We start from the raw sequence: 16,529 nt of genomic DNA on the forward strand, positions 1-16,529 counted from the left end.
CTCAAAAAAAATTGCCTAATCTCAAAGGATTAGACAATTTTATAAATGGAATTACCAACAACAGTTGACATAGAACCCTTCTTGTTCGTTAGGAACATCGTCTTGGTGCGCACGCCTTCGATGCCTTCAATGTAGTGATCGGCTTCCGCTGTGGTTTCCGCAACTGGGTGGTGTACCAGTTGGTAGGGGATTGCCATATTATCCAGTGCTTGGGTGACCTGTTCTGTTGGATTCATTGTCCGGGCTCCTTCCATATCTTCTTAAAAGTATGCTCTGTTTTTAACCTTCTACCTTTCTAACCTTGTATGATACATCTCTATCAGCTTCAGAGTTCGTTCCTTCTCTGTCGGTTGCTTTAGTCCATACAAAGTATCGACAAATCTATCATTTTTCATATGTGCATCCCGCAAATCAGTTGCCATGATAAGCGAGCCATATAAATCTGCAAGTGACTCCGAGGAATGCCTCAAACGGGCAGAAACGATGCGTTCCGCACACTCTTCAAGACAACTCAAATCTTTTTTACTGAGGTTAGGAATACAAAAGGTATTATACACTAAAGTATTAGAGTAACGATAATCTCCCTTCATTCCCCCACCAACTGTATCCATCCATGCTGTGTGCATTTTAGACTCAAGTAATGCAAATAGTGATAATGTTGCATTACCTACCTGGAACACCTGATCACTGCCGATTGTTGGATATACACCAAATGTCATTGGAATATACTCACGGCCTCCAGAAGAGACACGCGGTACCAATAATACATCTGAATCCACAGCTTGATCTTGCACAAGTTCCGTTGGGCGATTAGCCCATTTCTTTGTGGAGGGTGACGGGCTGGCTAAACGAGTATCATGAACCGCCTGCAATCGTTTGCTGATAGGCAATAGCTTCAAAATATTCATAGGAGCATTTTTTAAATATAAAATATACCTCATTTCATTATGAAGGAGTTCACGTGACCCAATAAACGGACGGATGTACTCTGCAATCTGAGGATACTTGTTCACAAGATCTTTTCGTTCTTCCACAGACACGATAAGGTTTTTTCCATCTCGAGGCATTGTACCATATGCCATTTTAGGTAGATTTTCAATACTTTTATTAGTGGGATGTAATAAAACTCTAGGCATATCTAGTAAATATTCATTAATTTCATCAGCATATTTTGCAACTGGATCATCTGAAATATTAGCATAACTAAATATAGTTGCTGCCGACTTATTTAATGAGAACCCAATTATAACTGCAAATACTTTTGCCCCATTATTATCCCACTTGAAAGTTTGATGAACAAAATTATAATAAAATCCTCGCCTAAAAAGCTCCTGACCAACAATTACTGCCTGTTCACCCTGTGCAATCGAATTAGTCGAAACAAGAGCTGTCCTCACATTAGGATTTTTTGACATTATATCAGCAGACTTTAGATACCATCCTGCAACATAATCAACCTTCCCCATCTTCTTTACATTAGCGTCCACTGCCTTCAACTCTTCTTTTTGATATGAAGTCATCACAGTTTGACCAATAAAGGGAGGATTACCAAAAATGTAATTTATATCATCTACCTTCAAGTTCGATAAATTAGGCGATTCTGTAAAAACCCTAGTCCAGCTTACCTTTAATGCATCAGCCTGAATAATATTCGCCCCCGCATGCAATGGAATTCGTCGGATAAGCTCGCCAAACAAATTACTAGCTTCAATATTCATTAAATGATCCATCAACCACATTCCTACCCGAGCAATGGATACTGCATATGGTAAGATTTCAATTCCATAAAATTGGCTCACCTCTACACGAATACTCTTTGAAGCAAAATCAAACGGCAGCTGAACTCCACCTCCATTCATTCTAGCAACCTTAGCATTATCTTCTATAAAGGTATCAATTATGTCATGTTCTAGTCGTCGAAGTTCTCTATAAGCGATAATCAAAAAGTTCCCAGAACCACAAGCTGGATCCATAAATTTAAGATGTGTAATCTTCTCATGGAGATCATTCAGAGCCTTGGTTCGAGCACCACCAGCATTGGACTTATGACGAGCATCATCAAATTCCTTGTGCAAGTCATCCATAAACAGGGAATCAACTACCTTTAGTATATTCTTTTCCGAAGTAAAATGTGCTCCAAGTTGATGACGTTTTTGGGGGTCAAGAGCTCCCTCAAACATAGAACCAAAAATCACTGGACTAATGCCAGACCAATCTAGCATTGATGCCTCAATTAAAGATTTACGAATTTCAGCATTGAATTCTAATCCCAGATTTATCGTGTATTTCGCAATGTCGAGAGCGAATAACCCGCCATTAATATAGCCAAACCGACGATCCTTACCAATCCAATCTTTAGGGCTGGTATTCAGTTGTCTAAACAGAAGAGAAAGTTTACTTAAAAGATCAGTCCCATCTTCAGAAGTTTCCTCTAAAAACTTTTGAAACACCCCGTTATATTCAAATATATGTGTATCATCAGCAAATAAACAAAAAACTATCCGCGTCATTAGTAAACTAGCAGCATTGGGTTGAACACCAGCCTCTAAAACACTACGATATATTTTTGAAATAGACTCTGCAGCCCTCTTATCCACTTTAGCCTGCCGTTCCTGTTCTAACTGCTCGTATCCTGAAAGAAAATTAAAGATATCAATATCTTTAACAAAATCAGTAATTGTCGTATTCCAAATTTCACCTGTTGATGGTTTTTTTAAATAAAAGTTCTCAAAATTACAGGCAAGAATGTATTCAGGTGAACTTCCATCTTCTATTTCATTTAAAGTATAGGCATACTTTAACGCTTGTTCATACCCCGCTTTAGGATTATCTACAATTTCTACATTCTGTGATTCCATTTCTATTATTAACGTATGCTGAAGAAGAGAATCAATACGCTTATTATGGCCCTCCATTTTAACCTTATACTCAAATCCAGAACGATATACAGACTTAGAAATACCAAAAACGTCATAAAAGTCTGCCATAAATTCCCGGGCATGTTGCTGCTCACCCAATGATCCTTTTTTCACTTGATGGGCCCACTCTTCTACAAAATTCAGGGCTCGTTGTACGATCAATTTATCTGCCATTCTAATCCTCCTAAAATAGCGTACAAATACACTAAGTATTTCTATCTGCCTAATTTTTTCAATTTATTATACTGCTATTAAGTAAAACTCAACAAATATGTCCTGTCAATACCAGCCACATCAAGCCGGCTGACCCAAGCTTATGATACTCCGCCTGATTTGCTACCTTCTTTCAATTTACACACAGCTACATACACATATTCACAGCTCGTAATTTTATTACAGAAAGATCGACACATTTTATTCCTGGGTTGCGTCCGAATTGCATCTGATCACATAAGAATCAAGCATTTTAAACACCTACCACACCCCTCGCTACCGAATACCTTTATATGTTGCACTAACAGATACACCAAAGGTCTCAACTTTTGGGTTCAATCAACTTCAGTCCACTAAAAATCTTACTACGTAATCGATAGCCATTCGCGTTTTTTTGCTTCCTTGTCCTTTATCCCAAATTCGCTATCACTTATGATACGGCGACCCCTCATTAATCATAAACGCCCGGTAAACCTGCTCCGTCAACACCAGCCGCATCAACTGATGGGGCAACGTGAAGCGCCCAAACGAAATCTGGGTGTCCGCCCGCTTCAAAACCGCCGGCGTGAGTCCCAGTGAACCTCCAATGACGAATGTGATGTCTGAGTGGCCGTAGGTGGTCAAGTCCTTCAGTTCCTTGGCAAACTCCTCAGACGAGCGTTCCTTGCCTAAGATGGCCAATGCGTAGACGTATTCGCGGTCCTTGATTTTACTCAAGATGCGTTCGCCTTCCGCTTCCATCACCTGGTCCATTTCCGCCTGTGACAGATTCTCTGGTGCCTTTTCATCGGGCACCTCGACGATTGAAAATTTACAGAAGCGCGACAACCGCTTCGCGTATTCCGCAATGCCTTGCTTGAAGTATTTTTCCTTCAGTTTGCCCACAACGACAAATTTGATGTTCATAATTACGCTCCTATACACAGGTTGTCCACAAAGTTATCCACAGGTGCACAAGCTGTTTTCCTAGATATTGGGGTGGCCATGACCCAGACCCCCTATATTTATTTTTTGCTAAAATGTCAATATAAAAATAGTTATCCACCGGTTTTACCCAAAACGTCCGTTCGGGCTATCCGCTTACAAACCTTACTGTTTCAGGGATTGTCGACCATAAAAGAACTAAAAAGTTTTTCTATCCACAGCTTTCAACTCAACCTGTGGATAACTTTTGCACCGGTTCCATCCCCCGTCTAGCCTTGTTCATAACTTTTCCACTGTTCCATTATGCCATTTATCCCCCAAGTTATCCACAGTTATCCACAAGCGAAATTTCGCCCCTGAATTACTTCCTGGCGTTGCCCCGATTTCGTTCGGTCCCAACACCACCGGTCGCGTTTTCATTTACCTTAAGCCGACCTTAAACTTCGGTTTTTCATTAATTTGGTTATCATCGCAAAAAAACGGCCGCTGGAAAATTCCAACGGTCGCTTTCATTTCAACTTCTATTTAACTTTCTGAGCTTGCTGAGGTGGATGACGAACTGCTACTCAACTGGGAAGACGTTTCGGTCAATTTAACCTTAGTGGTCTTCTTCTTACCGTTGTGGTAGTAAGTCATCGACACGGTATCATTCAGCTTATATTTGTACAGAATGTCCCGCAGCGTGGATTGATCGGAAATGTCGTGACCACCCATCGAGGTGATGACGTCGTACTTGGTCAAACCGGCCTTCTTCGCTGGCGAACCGGCGCTGGCACTCATGACCACGACCCCACTCTGCACACTCGTTGGCAGCTTCAGAATCGACTTTTGTTGCGAGCTGGAAACGTTGGCAAGGTCCACGTAGGTAATCCCTAACGCTGGTCGCACAACTTTCCCCTTCTTAACCAATTGATTAATGATGTTGACAACTTCGTTCGACGGAATGGCAAATCCCATCCCCTCAACGCTCGTCCCTTCAGCATCACTGGCAATCTTGGAAGAGGTAATCCCGACGACTTGACCGCCGACATTAATCAGCGCCCCACCGGAGTTCCCGGGGTTAATCGCGGCATCCGTTTGAATAACCGTGGCGTTCCCGGTCTGGGTCCCAGAAGAATTTGTCGTTTCAATCGTCCGTTTTTTGGCGGAAATGATTCCTTCCGTCAGCGACGTCGCGTACTGGCTACCCAGCGGCGACCCAATTGCCAAGGCGGTTTCACCGACCTTGATCTTATCGGAATCCCCAAATGAAGCGACGGTCTTCAAATCAGCGCCGTTCACCTTCAGGACAGCTAAGTCGGTCACGGAATCTTTCCCAACTAATTTAGCCTGCAGCTGCTTACCCGAGCTGGTCACCACGCGCAAGGCGGATGAGCCGGACACCACGTGATTGTTGGTCACAATGTAGGCCGAGTTGCCGCTCTTCTTGTAGACGACCCCCGACCCTTCGGAAGCCTCTTGTAACGCCGAGTTGGATTTCGAACTCGAACTGGAAGACTCGCCGAATAACTGGCCAAGTGTACTGCTACTGCTGCTTTCCTTTTGCAAATTAATCACGGAGACCATCGCCCCCTTGACCTTGTTGAAGGCCTTGGTGGACTGGCTGGAAACGTTGACCGTCACGTTGGACGTCGATGCGTTGCCGCTCTTATTGCTCCCAGCAGGCACCGCCGTATCGTTAACCCCACTGTTATTCATGTAAGTAATGCCACCATAAGCGGCACCCCCACCTAACAGCCCGGCTACCAGGGCCGTTATGGCAACCTTGGTCAAGGTCAGGCCGCCCCGTTGCCGCTTTTGCGGTTCCGGAGTGGGCGTTGGAGTTGCTTGGTTTTGATCAGTATTATCATTATTTTGATTATTGTTGTTATCCATCACATTGCGCTAACGCGCGAACCCTCCTCATTTATTGGTCAGCAGTCTTAGCCGCTGGCCATCGTTTTTAATAGTTATAGTTTAACGATTGAGTATGAATTTTTTTTGATGATTCGGTGCCGAAGTCCTAAAGTTTACCAAAACTTACGCTGAACGGGTCAACCGGATGGTTACAGCGCCTTGCCGGGCAGTCAAAATGGACCGGAACGCTGTGGGCGGACGCCGGAAGCCAAAGGACGGTCTTCCGCCTTACTTTGAACCGCTACGGACCGCGTTTCAAAGATACCAATCCTCTAAATGGCCCAAAATCAGCCATTAAGAGGATTCCCACGGCTAAGTCCATTTTTGACTGCCCTATCGGCTAACACACGTTCAACCAATTCAGCATAATTTCGTCAACTGACTTAGCCTATTCCAGAACGGATCATCCAAATTGTGTACGAACAGCCGATACGCTAACCACTCACAGCGCACCAACTGACAATCAGCCACAAGCTTGTATCGACATCACCCACAGCACCAAATTCACCCGCTACAAAGCCACGAGCGGCGTTGCTTCTTCTGGATTGGTATCGATCAGCTGGAAGTCGTTGCCGACCCCGAAATCACGATTTTCCATCATTGAGGCCACGGTGAGGTGACACAGCGACTGCATGTTGTTGTGCAGACTCCGGTGACCAAGGTAAATCTTCTTGGTCCGGTTGCCCAGCACGTCCATCAAGGCGTCGGCGCCCTCTTCATTTGACAGATGGCCCTTATCGCCCAGGATCCGCTGTTTCAGTGGCCACGAGTACTCGCCCATCCGCAGCATTTCCACATCATGGTTACACTCCAACAGGTAGGCATCGGCGTCCGCAATCACGCCTTCCACGTGCTCGGAAACGTAGCCGGTATCCGTCAAAATAACAAACGTCTTCCCGTGATAGTGAATCGCATAAAATTGGGGTTCAGCGGCATCGTGTGACACGGAAAAACTCTCCACGTCAATGTCACCAAATGTTTGAACCGTATCCGGCGCAAACAGGTGCTTTTGGGCCAAATCGACCTTACCAATTTTGCTATCCATCGCGTCCCAAGTGCCCTTGTTCGCATACACGTTTAGCTGCTCGTACCGCCGCGCCAGAATGCCGACTGCCTGCCGGTGGTCCGAGTGCTCGTGCGTGACCAACAAGGCGTTGACGTCCGTCATGTCGCGGTTGATGTCGCCCATTAATTTTTCAATTTTCTTGCCGCTCAACCCGGCATCAATCATGATGCGTTCGTTGGGGCTCTCCACGTAGGCCACGTTACCCGTGCTGCCACTAGATAAAATGCTGATGCGCAGGTCATCTGCTACTGCTGTATCCGTTCGCAAATTCAATTCGACCTCTCCTTAAATTTCAATACCGTAATCATACCGCATTTCAGCCCCCTTGTAACTAATATTAATTGGGTTATAACGGATTGCCATCGCCTTACCGGGCGGAAAAAATAGGCTGGAACGCTGGGGGAAGGACGGCCGAAGCCTAAGGATCGGTCTTCAGCCTTGCTTTGAACCGCTCAACCCGCGTTTCAAAGTCACCATTCTCTAAGAAAATCACTTAGAGAATCCCCCGGCTGAGCCTATTTTTTCCGCCCTCACGGCTGACATGCCGTTAATCCAATTAATGGTCCGGCTCTATTCATTTCCTATACTATACAAATGATTGTCTCTCCCAATTCATGGATAAATGATACCAAAAAACGGTCTCTAGACTTATTTTGAGCCGCCAAGTTCGCGTCTCAAAAGTATCAATTGCCTAAGCGGCTATCGCCACTAAGGCAATTCCCACGGCTTGGTTCATTTGCACCCGCCCTCCGGCTTACGTTTACGAATCCCGCAAATAATTTCTTCCTGCCACGGACTTAGTTCACCAATCTATCACAAGAGTAATAATTTCCAGTAGAGTACAAGCTCAGCAAAGGAATTTCACCTTGCTTTGAACCACCCAACGTCCACCCCACAAAAAAAGACGGCTCGCGGCCGCCTTCCTCACTATCTTCACTCACAGGTATTCCGTGATATTGCGTTAATTACTAGTCGTCGACGTCCCGCTGACCGTCTTCACGTTGCTGTCGTTGGTCAGGATGGCCCCGGTGAACGCGTTGACGTGCTTCAGCTGGAGGACGCCCGCGTTGTTGCCACTATTGGCCTTAACCGCGATGACCCAGGTTGGAATATACACGCTGCTATTCTTCAACGTGAAGTAGCGCGTGTAAGCCAACTTGGTCCAGATAATTTTGGTGTTGTTGGCGATCTGGTTATATTGGTACAGCCAAATCAACGCCTTACGCTCCGAAATGGTCTCGGTTTTTTCCCGCAACGTCGCGACGCTTGCCAGGTACCCCTGGGTATAGCCGGTGACCTGGCCGTCATTGGTCAGGCTGAACCGAATTTCGCCATACCGGGAGTAAATCTGGCCGTCCGTGACGTGTTGGGTATACACGACGGTATTGCGGCTCGACAATTGACTGTTATAAAAGTAGTTGGTCCCATTTAAAATCAGGGCACCGTTATTAACGACGGTATCCAGCGTCTTATCCGGATGCTTGGTATCGACGCCAGTGATGGCCGTTTTAAACGTGGACGCAATCGTCCCATCCGTTTGGTAGCGCACGGTCTGATCACTCAGGCTCGTCAAGCTACTCTTGATGCTAGCGTCGTTGGTCGTGGAAATGTAGTAGCCTTCGCCGCTCTTCTTGGACGGCGCGCTAAAGGTAATCTCGTCCGCCCGCATTTCCTTGATAATCGTGGTGTCACTGTCCGCAGAACGACTCGATGTGGTGTCGGTCTCACCGGACGTGTCCCGTTGAAAGGCGGCGAACAAGAAGATATCAATGACAATGAACGCGACTAAGAATAACCACTCGATGCGGCGAAAGTCCATGCCGAACCGCCCTCCTTTTTTGACCGGCTTACTGCTGCTTCAACATCTGGTTGTAGGTTTTCCAGCTACCGTTGTAGTACACGTACCAGGTAGGCGTCAGGTTGACGACCTTATCCGATGAGGACGAGGCCAGCCACTGATACCCCAGCTGCAGGGTGCCGATTTTCTTCTTACTATACCCGGCAGCCGTCAACTGGTCAATGACGCTCTGCGTGCTAGGTAGCGATTCGGCTTTTTTATCCGTGGGTACGGGGACCTGGAGGCTGTACAGCGAGAAATTATACCGCCGCACACCCTGGGCCAACATTTGAATCCGCGCCGCACCATAGTTACTCTGATTGAAAATGGGGAACCCTTCCACGAAACTACGGTAAGTCACGGTCGACTTGCCTTTACTGTAGCCGTAATAGCGCAGGTTTTCCATCGGGATCCCAATGGACTTGACCGCGGTATAACTGGCACTGAGCGCTTGGCTGAAGGTAAATGACGATTGCAAGGCGCTGTAGTCCTCATACAACGCGGTTCCCCGCTTATTATAAACGGTTAACTGCCGCGAAGCCCCATCACTGTAAATCGTGTTGTCCTTGTTCTTCTTGGCCGAAACGTTGGTCGATTCCCCCTTGTTCAGCAAGCGGGTGGTGAAATAATCCGTCGACTGTTGGTTGACCAAGTAACTGTAGGATTGCACGGTCACACTACTATTGACGTAAGGGATGGCCGATTGGTTCAGCCACTTCATCTGGACGTTGATCCGGAACAGGTTTTCCTTAAGGATTTTCTGCAAGGCCGCCAAGTCACTCTTCCGCACACTGATTCGGTAGACTTCTTGATTCTGATCGTCCAACAAATACAGGTGTTTGGCGTCGTTCAACGGGATCATAATCCGGGAAAATTCCGCGGAGTGCCGCGCCAATTGACTGCCAAAGACGGTATTAAACATTTTAATATTCACGGGTGCCGAATACGAGAGCAGCAAACTACTCTTCGTCGTTAAATATTTCATGTACTCGGCACGGGACCCCGGTTGAATCCGCCGAATGCCACCCAGTTCCCATTTAGACAGGGCCTCACGGATTTCCGTGGTCAGGTTAACTTTTCGGTTGTTCAGGAGTTCCTGCTTGCCGGCAGCGTTGCTGTAAACGACTTCCGTGGGCAGGTACACATCCTTTTGCGGACGGGTGTTCAGCTCGGTCGTCGGGGTATTGGAACTCCGCTGACGACTGCGCTCATACTGCGCGGGATTCGTCCAAATCATGGCCGATAACGTCACACTGACTGCCACGGCTATGGTCAATCCCAGTGGTAGAAGTGCTTTAGTTATCTTCATCCCAGAGATCCTCCTCATCGTACGGCTTGTAAGGCAGGGAAATGTAGAACGTGGACCCGCGGCCTTCACGACTGTCGACCCAGATTCGGCCGCCCAGCATTTGCACGACTTCCTTGGAAATCGCTAAGCCCAGACCGGTACCACCTTGCGCCCGAGAACGGGCCTTATCTACCCGGTAGAAGCGGTCAAAGATGCGGGGAATATCGGCCCGCAGAATCCCCAACCCTTGGTCAGACACGCTCAAAATGACGTTATTGTGCGTTTCCAGCAGGCGGGCGGTGACGACCCCACCATCTGGTGAATACTTGATGGCGTTGTTCATCAGGTTGTCGAGCACCTGCGTGAACCGGTCCGTGTCGATTTCGACCCAGAGATCCCGCTTGGTGAAGTCCCGCTTGATGGTATACGTCTTCTCCGGCTTGTCGTCTTGCTTCAACATCATGTCAAACCGGTCTAAAACGTAATTGAACAACTCGTTTAGATTGACCATTTCCAGGTCGACCTTCTGCGTCCCGGAATCCATCCGTGACAACGTTAACAGGTCATTGATCATCCGAATCATCCGGTCAGTTTCTTCCTGGGTGACCTTCAAGAAACGTGGAGCCACCTCAGGATCCTTCCAAGCCCCTTCGGAGAGGGACTCGATGTAGGCGCGCACGCTGGTTAACGGCGTCCGCAACTCATGGGACACGTTGGAAACGAACTCTTTCCGGTCTTGATCGATCTTTTGTTGCTCGGTGACATCATGGAGCACACAGACCAACCCGGAAATAAAGCCAGACTCCCGTTGAATCAAGGAGAAGTAGGCTTGGAGGATTAAGTCATGTTCTTTCGTTGAAAAATCCAACACTAACTCATCGGGATCTTCCAGCAATTCGCGCAACGTATAGTCGTCACGAATGTCCAGTAAGTCCAAAATGGATTTACCCACGGCGTCATCGGGGTCGTGGTCAAGGAAACTGCTGGCAGTCTCGTTAATAATCGTGACGTTCCCGCGCCGATCGGTGGCAATAACGCCGTCGGTCATGTGGGCCATGACGGAATCCAGCCGGCGTCGTTCGGACTCGGTCGACTCTTGGGCCTCTTCCACCCGCACGGACAGGTTATTGACGGCACTGGCAAGTTGTCCCAGCTCATCATTCCCGTACACGTGCACGTGGCCAGAGTAGTCTCCCCGGGCGATCCGCAACGTCTGCTTCTTCATTTCATCGATTGGTCGGGTTATAGCCCGGGAAATAATTATCGCCATGACCAGTCCTAAAATAATCGCCACAAACGTTGCCGATACATAGATCAGCGTGATTTGATTGATATTTTGATAGACCGAGTCCAGGCTCGACCGCATGTAAATAACCCCGACTAATTCGCTGTTATTTCCCTGAGTACGAATCAGCCGTGTAATGGTGGTGTAGTAGCGACTATTATTCTGAGAATTATAAGTCGTCCGCACCACATCGCGGTTATTATAGATGGCGTTCTTAATGTTGTTATCAGTGGTTTTTTGCCCAACGATCCCTTGGTTATCAACTTCATTGGTCCCCCGAATGGTCCCCTTGTTGTCGATGACCCGAATCTGAGCGTTATTGGTATTGTTGATTTCTGACAGGGTTGACTTGATCTGCTTATCACTTTTGGTGGTATTAGTCGTGGTCAGCTCATCGGACAGTCGATTGACAATGTACGTTTGAACCACCTGTTGGGCCTTGAATGTATTTAAATTCTGGCGTTCCAACTGGCGAACGAACACAGCGCCAACAATCTCCAGCGTTAAAAGTAGGAGTAGCGCGAAGACCAGCGCGATCTTAAAATGAATCGACTGGAAAAATTTTATTTTACTATTCACGAAGTCACATACTCCTCAATGCGAGATTTAGCGTTTCCGCTAGCTTAGGCCTGGTCGGAATCTGGGTTGCGCAGGTAGTAGCCAACCCCCCGCCGCGTCACCAGCCAAGTTGGGTGGCTAGGGGCGTCCTCGATTTTTTCACGCAGGCGCCGAACCGTCACGTCAACCGTCCGGACATCACCGAAGTAGTCGTAGCCCCAGACCGTTTGCAGTAAATGTTCGCGGGTCATGACTTGGCCAATGTGTTGGGCTAAGTAATGGAGGAGTTCAAACTCACGGTGCGTTAAATCAATGTTGGCGCCGCGCTTAGAAACGGAATAGGCTTCGGGATGGATGGTTAAATCACCAATCTCGATGTCTTGGTTTTCTGGCTCTTCCGGTTGAGCGTGTGCCGCGGTATTCTGCCGCCGCAGGTTCGCTTTGACCCGGGCAACCAGTTCCCGGTTAGAGAATGGCTTGGTGACGTAATCATCGGCGCCGACTTCGAGGCCGACGACCTTATCCAATTCAGAATCCTTAGCCGTGACCATGATGATTGGCATATCATACTTCTTGCGAATCTCACGGGCAACTTCCAGCCCATCAACCTTAGGCAACATCAAATCAAGAATAACCAGGTCCGGATGTCCCTCTTCAACCTGTTGAATAGCCGCTTCGCCATCGTAGGCAACATCGACTTCGTATCCTTCTTTTTCCAAATTAAACTTCATAATATCAGTAATTGGTTTTTCATCATCGACAACGAGAATTTTCTTAGGCATAGTAAAAAGTTCCTCCTTAAGGAAGTGCGCGCGATCCGGTAATTACAGGATTACCGGCAGACCGGCCGTTGGGTGTCACATTACCACCGACAACGGGGCCACTACAGGTTCTTTTCAGTTTCTTTCATCGTTTAAAGTCAAGGAATAGTGAGTCATCTTTTGTTGATGACTCGATGTTTTTAAGAGTGCGTTGCGTGACCCGAGAAAGATCCGGTATCAGTGAAAACAACGCTAACTGAATTATAACACATCATGAAGTTTCTTTCAGTCCTAGTCTATCAAGGATTTAAGGTAGTTTTAACCCGTTATTTCCCGGGAAATAAAATGATTTGACGGACAAAATACATTATTATGTCTATTAAGCCATGAAAATTCGGTGAAAATGGCGGCCCACACCGACCAAATAGGAGGTGGCGGCTCTTTTTCCAAAGCATTTTTCAATCGGTACTCTTACAATTGGCTAACTCTTAATCGTTTGTTAAGGTCTTCGGCTTTGTCTCTGGGTTCAATCGTCGTGGCTTATTTCCCAAAAGTGACGCTGAATTCTCTGAAAGAACGGTAATTTTAAGCCAGTTTAAAATAATTTGGGTTTTGACCAGCATGTAAAACGGCTTACCTCCCACCAATTACCTTGAAAAGCTGGTTCAGATTGCCAAAAAAACAAAAAAATTTTCTAACTGCTGAAATCCGTGTCAATCCGCATGAAACCGGGGATAGTTTTTCCTTCAGTATGGTAGAATACCCAGTATTTTTGAATAAAAATAAACTTTTTTTTGAAAAAGGGTTGCGCCCCCCTCGCCTGCATGATATGATAGTTCTCGTTGATATGGAAGACATACGACAAGCAATCACATGGGCAGTTAGCTCAGCTGGCAGAGCAACGGACTCTTAATCCGTGGGTCCAGGGTTCGATCCCCTGACTGCCCATCACTTACTAATCAGCTTTCACGAAGTTCGCTTCGTGGTTGCTGATTTTTTTGTATCAATAGGTAATAAATATCCGGTACATTTAATATCTATGCATAACGCCCCGCTCGTTCGCGCCCCGCTATTTATAGGAGAGAACGTCACGGAAATCTAGTCGAGGTGATGCGTTTTGCAACAGGAACAGAAGAAGAATCACATGTCTTACCGGGTCGTCGCCCTAGTCATTGGGTTAATTTTAAACGCTTTTGGAAACGCTTTAAGTGTGGCAGCTAATGCCGGGAGCGGGATTTGGACCGCAGCGGCCGTCAATATTGCTTACTGGATTCACGGCAATGTCGGGGTCATCCTGTTGATTGTCGGCATTTGCAGCGCCCTATTAAACCAAATCCTCATTCGCCAAGTAGATATTCCCCGTTTTATTGGCGAGGTCGTCTTCATCACCTGTTTCAGTTACTTTATTGATTTATTTGTGGCGATGTTTACCAAATGGGGAATTCCTAATCTCGGGTTAGGCTGGCGCATGTTACTCAGCGTGTTGGGGGTCACCATCTTTGCTTGCTCAATTTCCATTTACCAGCGAGCCAACCTAATCATGCATCCCAACGACGACACGTCTAACATCCTCCGCTTCATGTACCTAGGCGGTCGGGCAACTGCCTCACAATTCGTGGACTTCATCCCCCCAATCATCATGATTGCCGTCTGCTATGCGTTCACCCGGCAGATTTACTCCGTGAACGTCGGTACGCTCTACTCGATTCTCTTCAATGGCGTGATCATTGCGGCGTCTGACAAGCACATCATGCCGCATCTCTACCATAATTTCCGCGTCTCCCATTAAAATATAAATACTTAACCAGCGCCATGACGACACACCAACGTCATGACGCTTTTTTGGTCCCCAACCTTGACCACTGGCAACCGCCGAAACCCTTTACACCCAACGCTTTCACGGTTATAAATTAATTTGTAAGGGATTTCACTAGCTTTCGCTCGCACTTTCCCGTATTCTAACAGAACAAGGGGGAGTTAAAAATGAATGATGTCTTGTTGACCCGCGACGCACTACTGTTAGAAGCCTTGAATCTGGTTTGCCAAAAGGCGCGACTCAAGCCGAGTGCACTCCTGCTCCTAAATTTTCCGTTCACCGATTCCGAACTACAGACACTGGACCACTTCCTCAATCGCTGTATCTTTGATCATCAAGCCCTTTCCGCCCACGATGTCGCCCAAAAGCTACACGAAATTCGCCCGATCATGGCGGCAGTCGATTACCATTTTTTGGCGGCCGATTTAATCAAGGCCTGGCAGCGCGAAGACCGCTATCACGGCTTGGTCTTCGAATAGTCTGGACAACGACTAACCGCAGGCTTAAGCTTAAGTGATACGCGGGTTGGACTATTCAGTCACACAGTATTTGGATCACCGGTTCATCCCCAGCTTATTTGGAGAGGATTGGTTTCCATGCAAAAATCCGTCATGTTCGTCACCACCTGTCTCGCCCTGCTTATGGGCGTTTCGGCGCGTGCTGCCACCAAGAACCCCACGCCGGCCAACAAGTACCGCTACGCCGCTAAGAAGGCCGCCTATTACAACAAATCGACCAGCGCCTACTACCGGTCAATTTGGACCAGTGCCCGCAATGCCTGGAATAAATCCAAGTCTTTCAAATGGTCGCCCACGAAGAATCGGAAGTCGCGGACGTTTACCACCTCCGTTTCCAGGACGACGGGCATCTGGACCAACGCCACCGGCATGGCATACAACGGGATGTCGTTTGATCAAAATGGTCGTCAGACTGGTGCCGCCATGTATCTGAATCGCGCCATTCTGAAAAAGTACAAATACAATAAGAAGCAACGCACCAACGTGGCGATTCACGAAATGGGCCACGCCCTCGGTCTCGGCCATAACAGTGCCGGTTCCGTCAGCGTCATGAACCCGGCTAACCGTGATTACGCGCTACGCAACGTGGACATCAAAGGCGCGCAGAAAATCTACCGGACCACGACCAACACCAAGAGCACGCTGGCAGCAGCTGCCCAACCAACCCTGACCGTTGACCACCTGAAGGACTATTCCAATGGAATCTACGGCGTGGAAGCGCTGCGAAAAGACGCCGGAACCATCGTTGAAGGTACCATTACCAAGAGTGTCGGCCATCACAAGGCACCCAAGAATTACTACACCACGCAAACGTTACGGGTGATCGAACACTTTAAGGGGCTGTCCGGCAAAACCGTGACCTTCACGCAGGGTGGAACGACCGCAATGGCCGTCACCGACAGCAAAGTCCTGCATCACGGTGAAGACGTGGTGGTCATGCTAGCCAAGAACGCCCAGGGAAATGATTACATCATCAATGACGGTCAGGGCATGTTCATCGACACGCATACTAGTAACGGACACGAACTGTTCGAGCACGTTTCTGATCACAAAATTTATACAGAAGATATGTTGCATTAGAAAGCAAAGCAGCCGCTCCGGAATTTTCTCCGCAACGACTGCTTTTTTACACCAATTTCACCCGGCAATCAGGCCAGGTACTCACTCCCGGTGGAAGTACCGCCGGCCGGCCTCAATCAGATCAATAATGGCAAATAACGCAATGAATCCCCCGACTGATTCCAAGAAAAAACGCCCGTAGTCGACCCAAAACAGCTCACCCAACGTGAACAGGTCAACGACGCCCTTAACCAGAAAAACGGGTACCAGTAAAAAAATAAAAATCTCAAACAAATCGACCGTTTGACCCACTTGATCCATGAATAGCTTGTGAAAATGCATCCCCGTTCCTCCTCCGCTTGCGTGATCACCACTTCCCCAACTTTAACG

General features: G+C 47.4%; 12 protein-coding genes, 1 tRNA gene and 1 pseudogene. 4 read left to right on the forward strand and 10 right to left on the reverse strand.

The window, feature by feature from the left end; all coding sequences use genetic code 11:
- Nucleotides 1-77: 77 nt before the first annotated feature.
- The 9 genes and pseudogenes from EKM99_RS10480 to yycF form a co-directional block, all read right to left on the reverse strand.
- A pseudogene (locus EKM99_RS10480) lies at nucleotides 78-236 on the reverse strand (prolyl-tRNA synthetase associated domain-containing protein); the annotation flags it as partial.
- Between the two features lie 51 nt (nucleotides 237-287).
- Nucleotides 288-3,092, reverse strand: coding sequence for a DNA methyltransferase (locus EKM99_RS10485; protein ID WP_125583373.1), 2,805 nt, complete (start codon nucleotides 3,090-3,092; stop codon nucleotides 288-290).
- A 465-nt stretch (nucleotides 3,093-3,557) separates the two neighbouring features.
- Complete coding sequence (rlmH, locus tag EKM99_RS10490) at nucleotides 3,558-4,037, reverse strand: 23S rRNA (pseudouridine(1915)-N(3))-methyltransferase RlmH (protein WP_125583374.1); 480 nt, start codon at nucleotides 4,035-4,037, stop codon at nucleotides 3,558-3,560.
- Between the two features lie 543 nt (nucleotides 4,038-4,580).
- Entirely contained in the window at nucleotides 4,581-5,930 is a 1,350-nt protein-coding gene (locus tag EKM99_RS10495; protein ID WP_164511588.1) for a S1C family serine protease, read from the reverse strand.
- A 532-nt stretch (nucleotides 5,931-6,462) separates the two neighbouring features.
- The gene (locus tag EKM99_RS10500; RefSeq protein ID WP_125583376.1) at nucleotides 6,463-7,290 is read right to left on the reverse strand and encodes an MBL fold metallo-hydrolase; all 828 of its coding nucleotides are present in this window, start codon (nucleotides 7,288-7,290) and stop codon (nucleotides 6,463-6,465) included.
- Nucleotides 7,291-7,978: 688 nt separating this feature from the next.
- On the reverse strand, nucleotides 7,979-8,836 hold the full coding sequence (locus EKM99_RS10505; RefSeq protein ID WP_125583377.1) for a two-component system regulatory protein YycI: 858 nt from the start codon (nucleotides 8,834-8,836) through the stop codon (nucleotides 7,979-7,981).
- Between the two features lie 28 nt (nucleotides 8,837-8,864).
- A complete protein-coding gene (locus EKM99_RS10510) occupies nucleotides 8,865-10,163 on the reverse strand; it encodes a YycH family regulatory protein (RefSeq protein ID WP_125583378.1) in 1,299 nt (432 codons plus the stop codon).
- Nucleotides 10,150-12,006 (reverse strand): cell wall metabolism sensor histidine kinase WalK, encoded by a 1,857-nt coding sequence (gene walK, locus EKM99_RS10515; protein WP_125583379.1) that lies wholly within the window; start codon nucleotides 12,004-12,006, stop codon nucleotides 10,150-10,152. Before walK ends, EKM99_RS10510 begins: the two co-directional genes overlap by 14 nt.
- 44 nt (nucleotides 12,007-12,050) lie before the next feature.
- On the reverse strand, nucleotides 12,051-12,767 hold the full coding sequence (gene yycF / locus EKM99_RS10520) for a response regulator YycF (protein ID WP_125583380.1): 717 nt from the start codon (nucleotides 12,765-12,767) through the stop codon (nucleotides 12,051-12,053).
- An 854-nt stretch (nucleotides 12,768-13,621) separates the two neighbouring features.
- Between yycF and EKM99_RS10525 the strand changes: the two genes are divergently transcribed.
- From EKM99_RS10525 to EKM99_RS10540, 4 genes are all read left to right on the forward strand, one after another.
- Nucleotides 13,622-13,694: transfer RNA gene (locus tag EKM99_RS10525), tRNA-Lys, on the forward strand.
- Between the two features lie 169 nt (nucleotides 13,695-13,863).
- The gene (locus EKM99_RS10530; protein WP_225419835.1) at nucleotides 13,864-14,535 is read left to right on the forward strand and encodes a hypothetical protein; all 672 of its coding nucleotides are present in this window, start codon (nucleotides 13,864-13,866) and stop codon (nucleotides 14,533-14,535) included.
- A gap of 194 nt (nucleotides 14,536-14,729) precedes the next feature.
- A complete protein-coding gene (locus EKM99_RS10535; protein ID WP_125583381.1) occupies nucleotides 14,730-15,041 on the forward strand; it encodes a hypothetical protein in 312 nt (103 codons plus the stop codon).
- Between the two features lie 117 nt (nucleotides 15,042-15,158).
- The gene (locus tag EKM99_RS10540; RefSeq protein ID WP_125583382.1) at nucleotides 15,159-16,160 is read left to right on the forward strand and encodes a matrixin family metalloprotease; all 1,002 of its coding nucleotides are present in this window, start codon (nucleotides 15,159-15,161) and stop codon (nucleotides 16,158-16,160) included.
- A gap of 81 nt (nucleotides 16,161-16,241) precedes the next feature.
- On the opposite strand, the gene EKM99_RS10545 is transcribed toward EKM99_RS10540, so the two are convergent.
- Nucleotides 16,242-16,481, reverse strand: a complete 240-nt coding sequence (locus tag EKM99_RS10545) for a hypothetical protein (protein WP_125583383.1) — start codon at nucleotides 16,479-16,481, stop codon at nucleotides 16,242-16,244.
- Nucleotides 16,482-16,529: the final 48 nt, after the last annotated feature.

The sequence above is a fragment of the Levilactobacillus cerevisiae genome (assembly GCF_003946245.1).
Classification (GTDB): domain Bacteria; phylum Bacillota; class Bacilli; order Lactobacillales; family Lactobacillaceae; genus Levilactobacillus; species Levilactobacillus cerevisiae.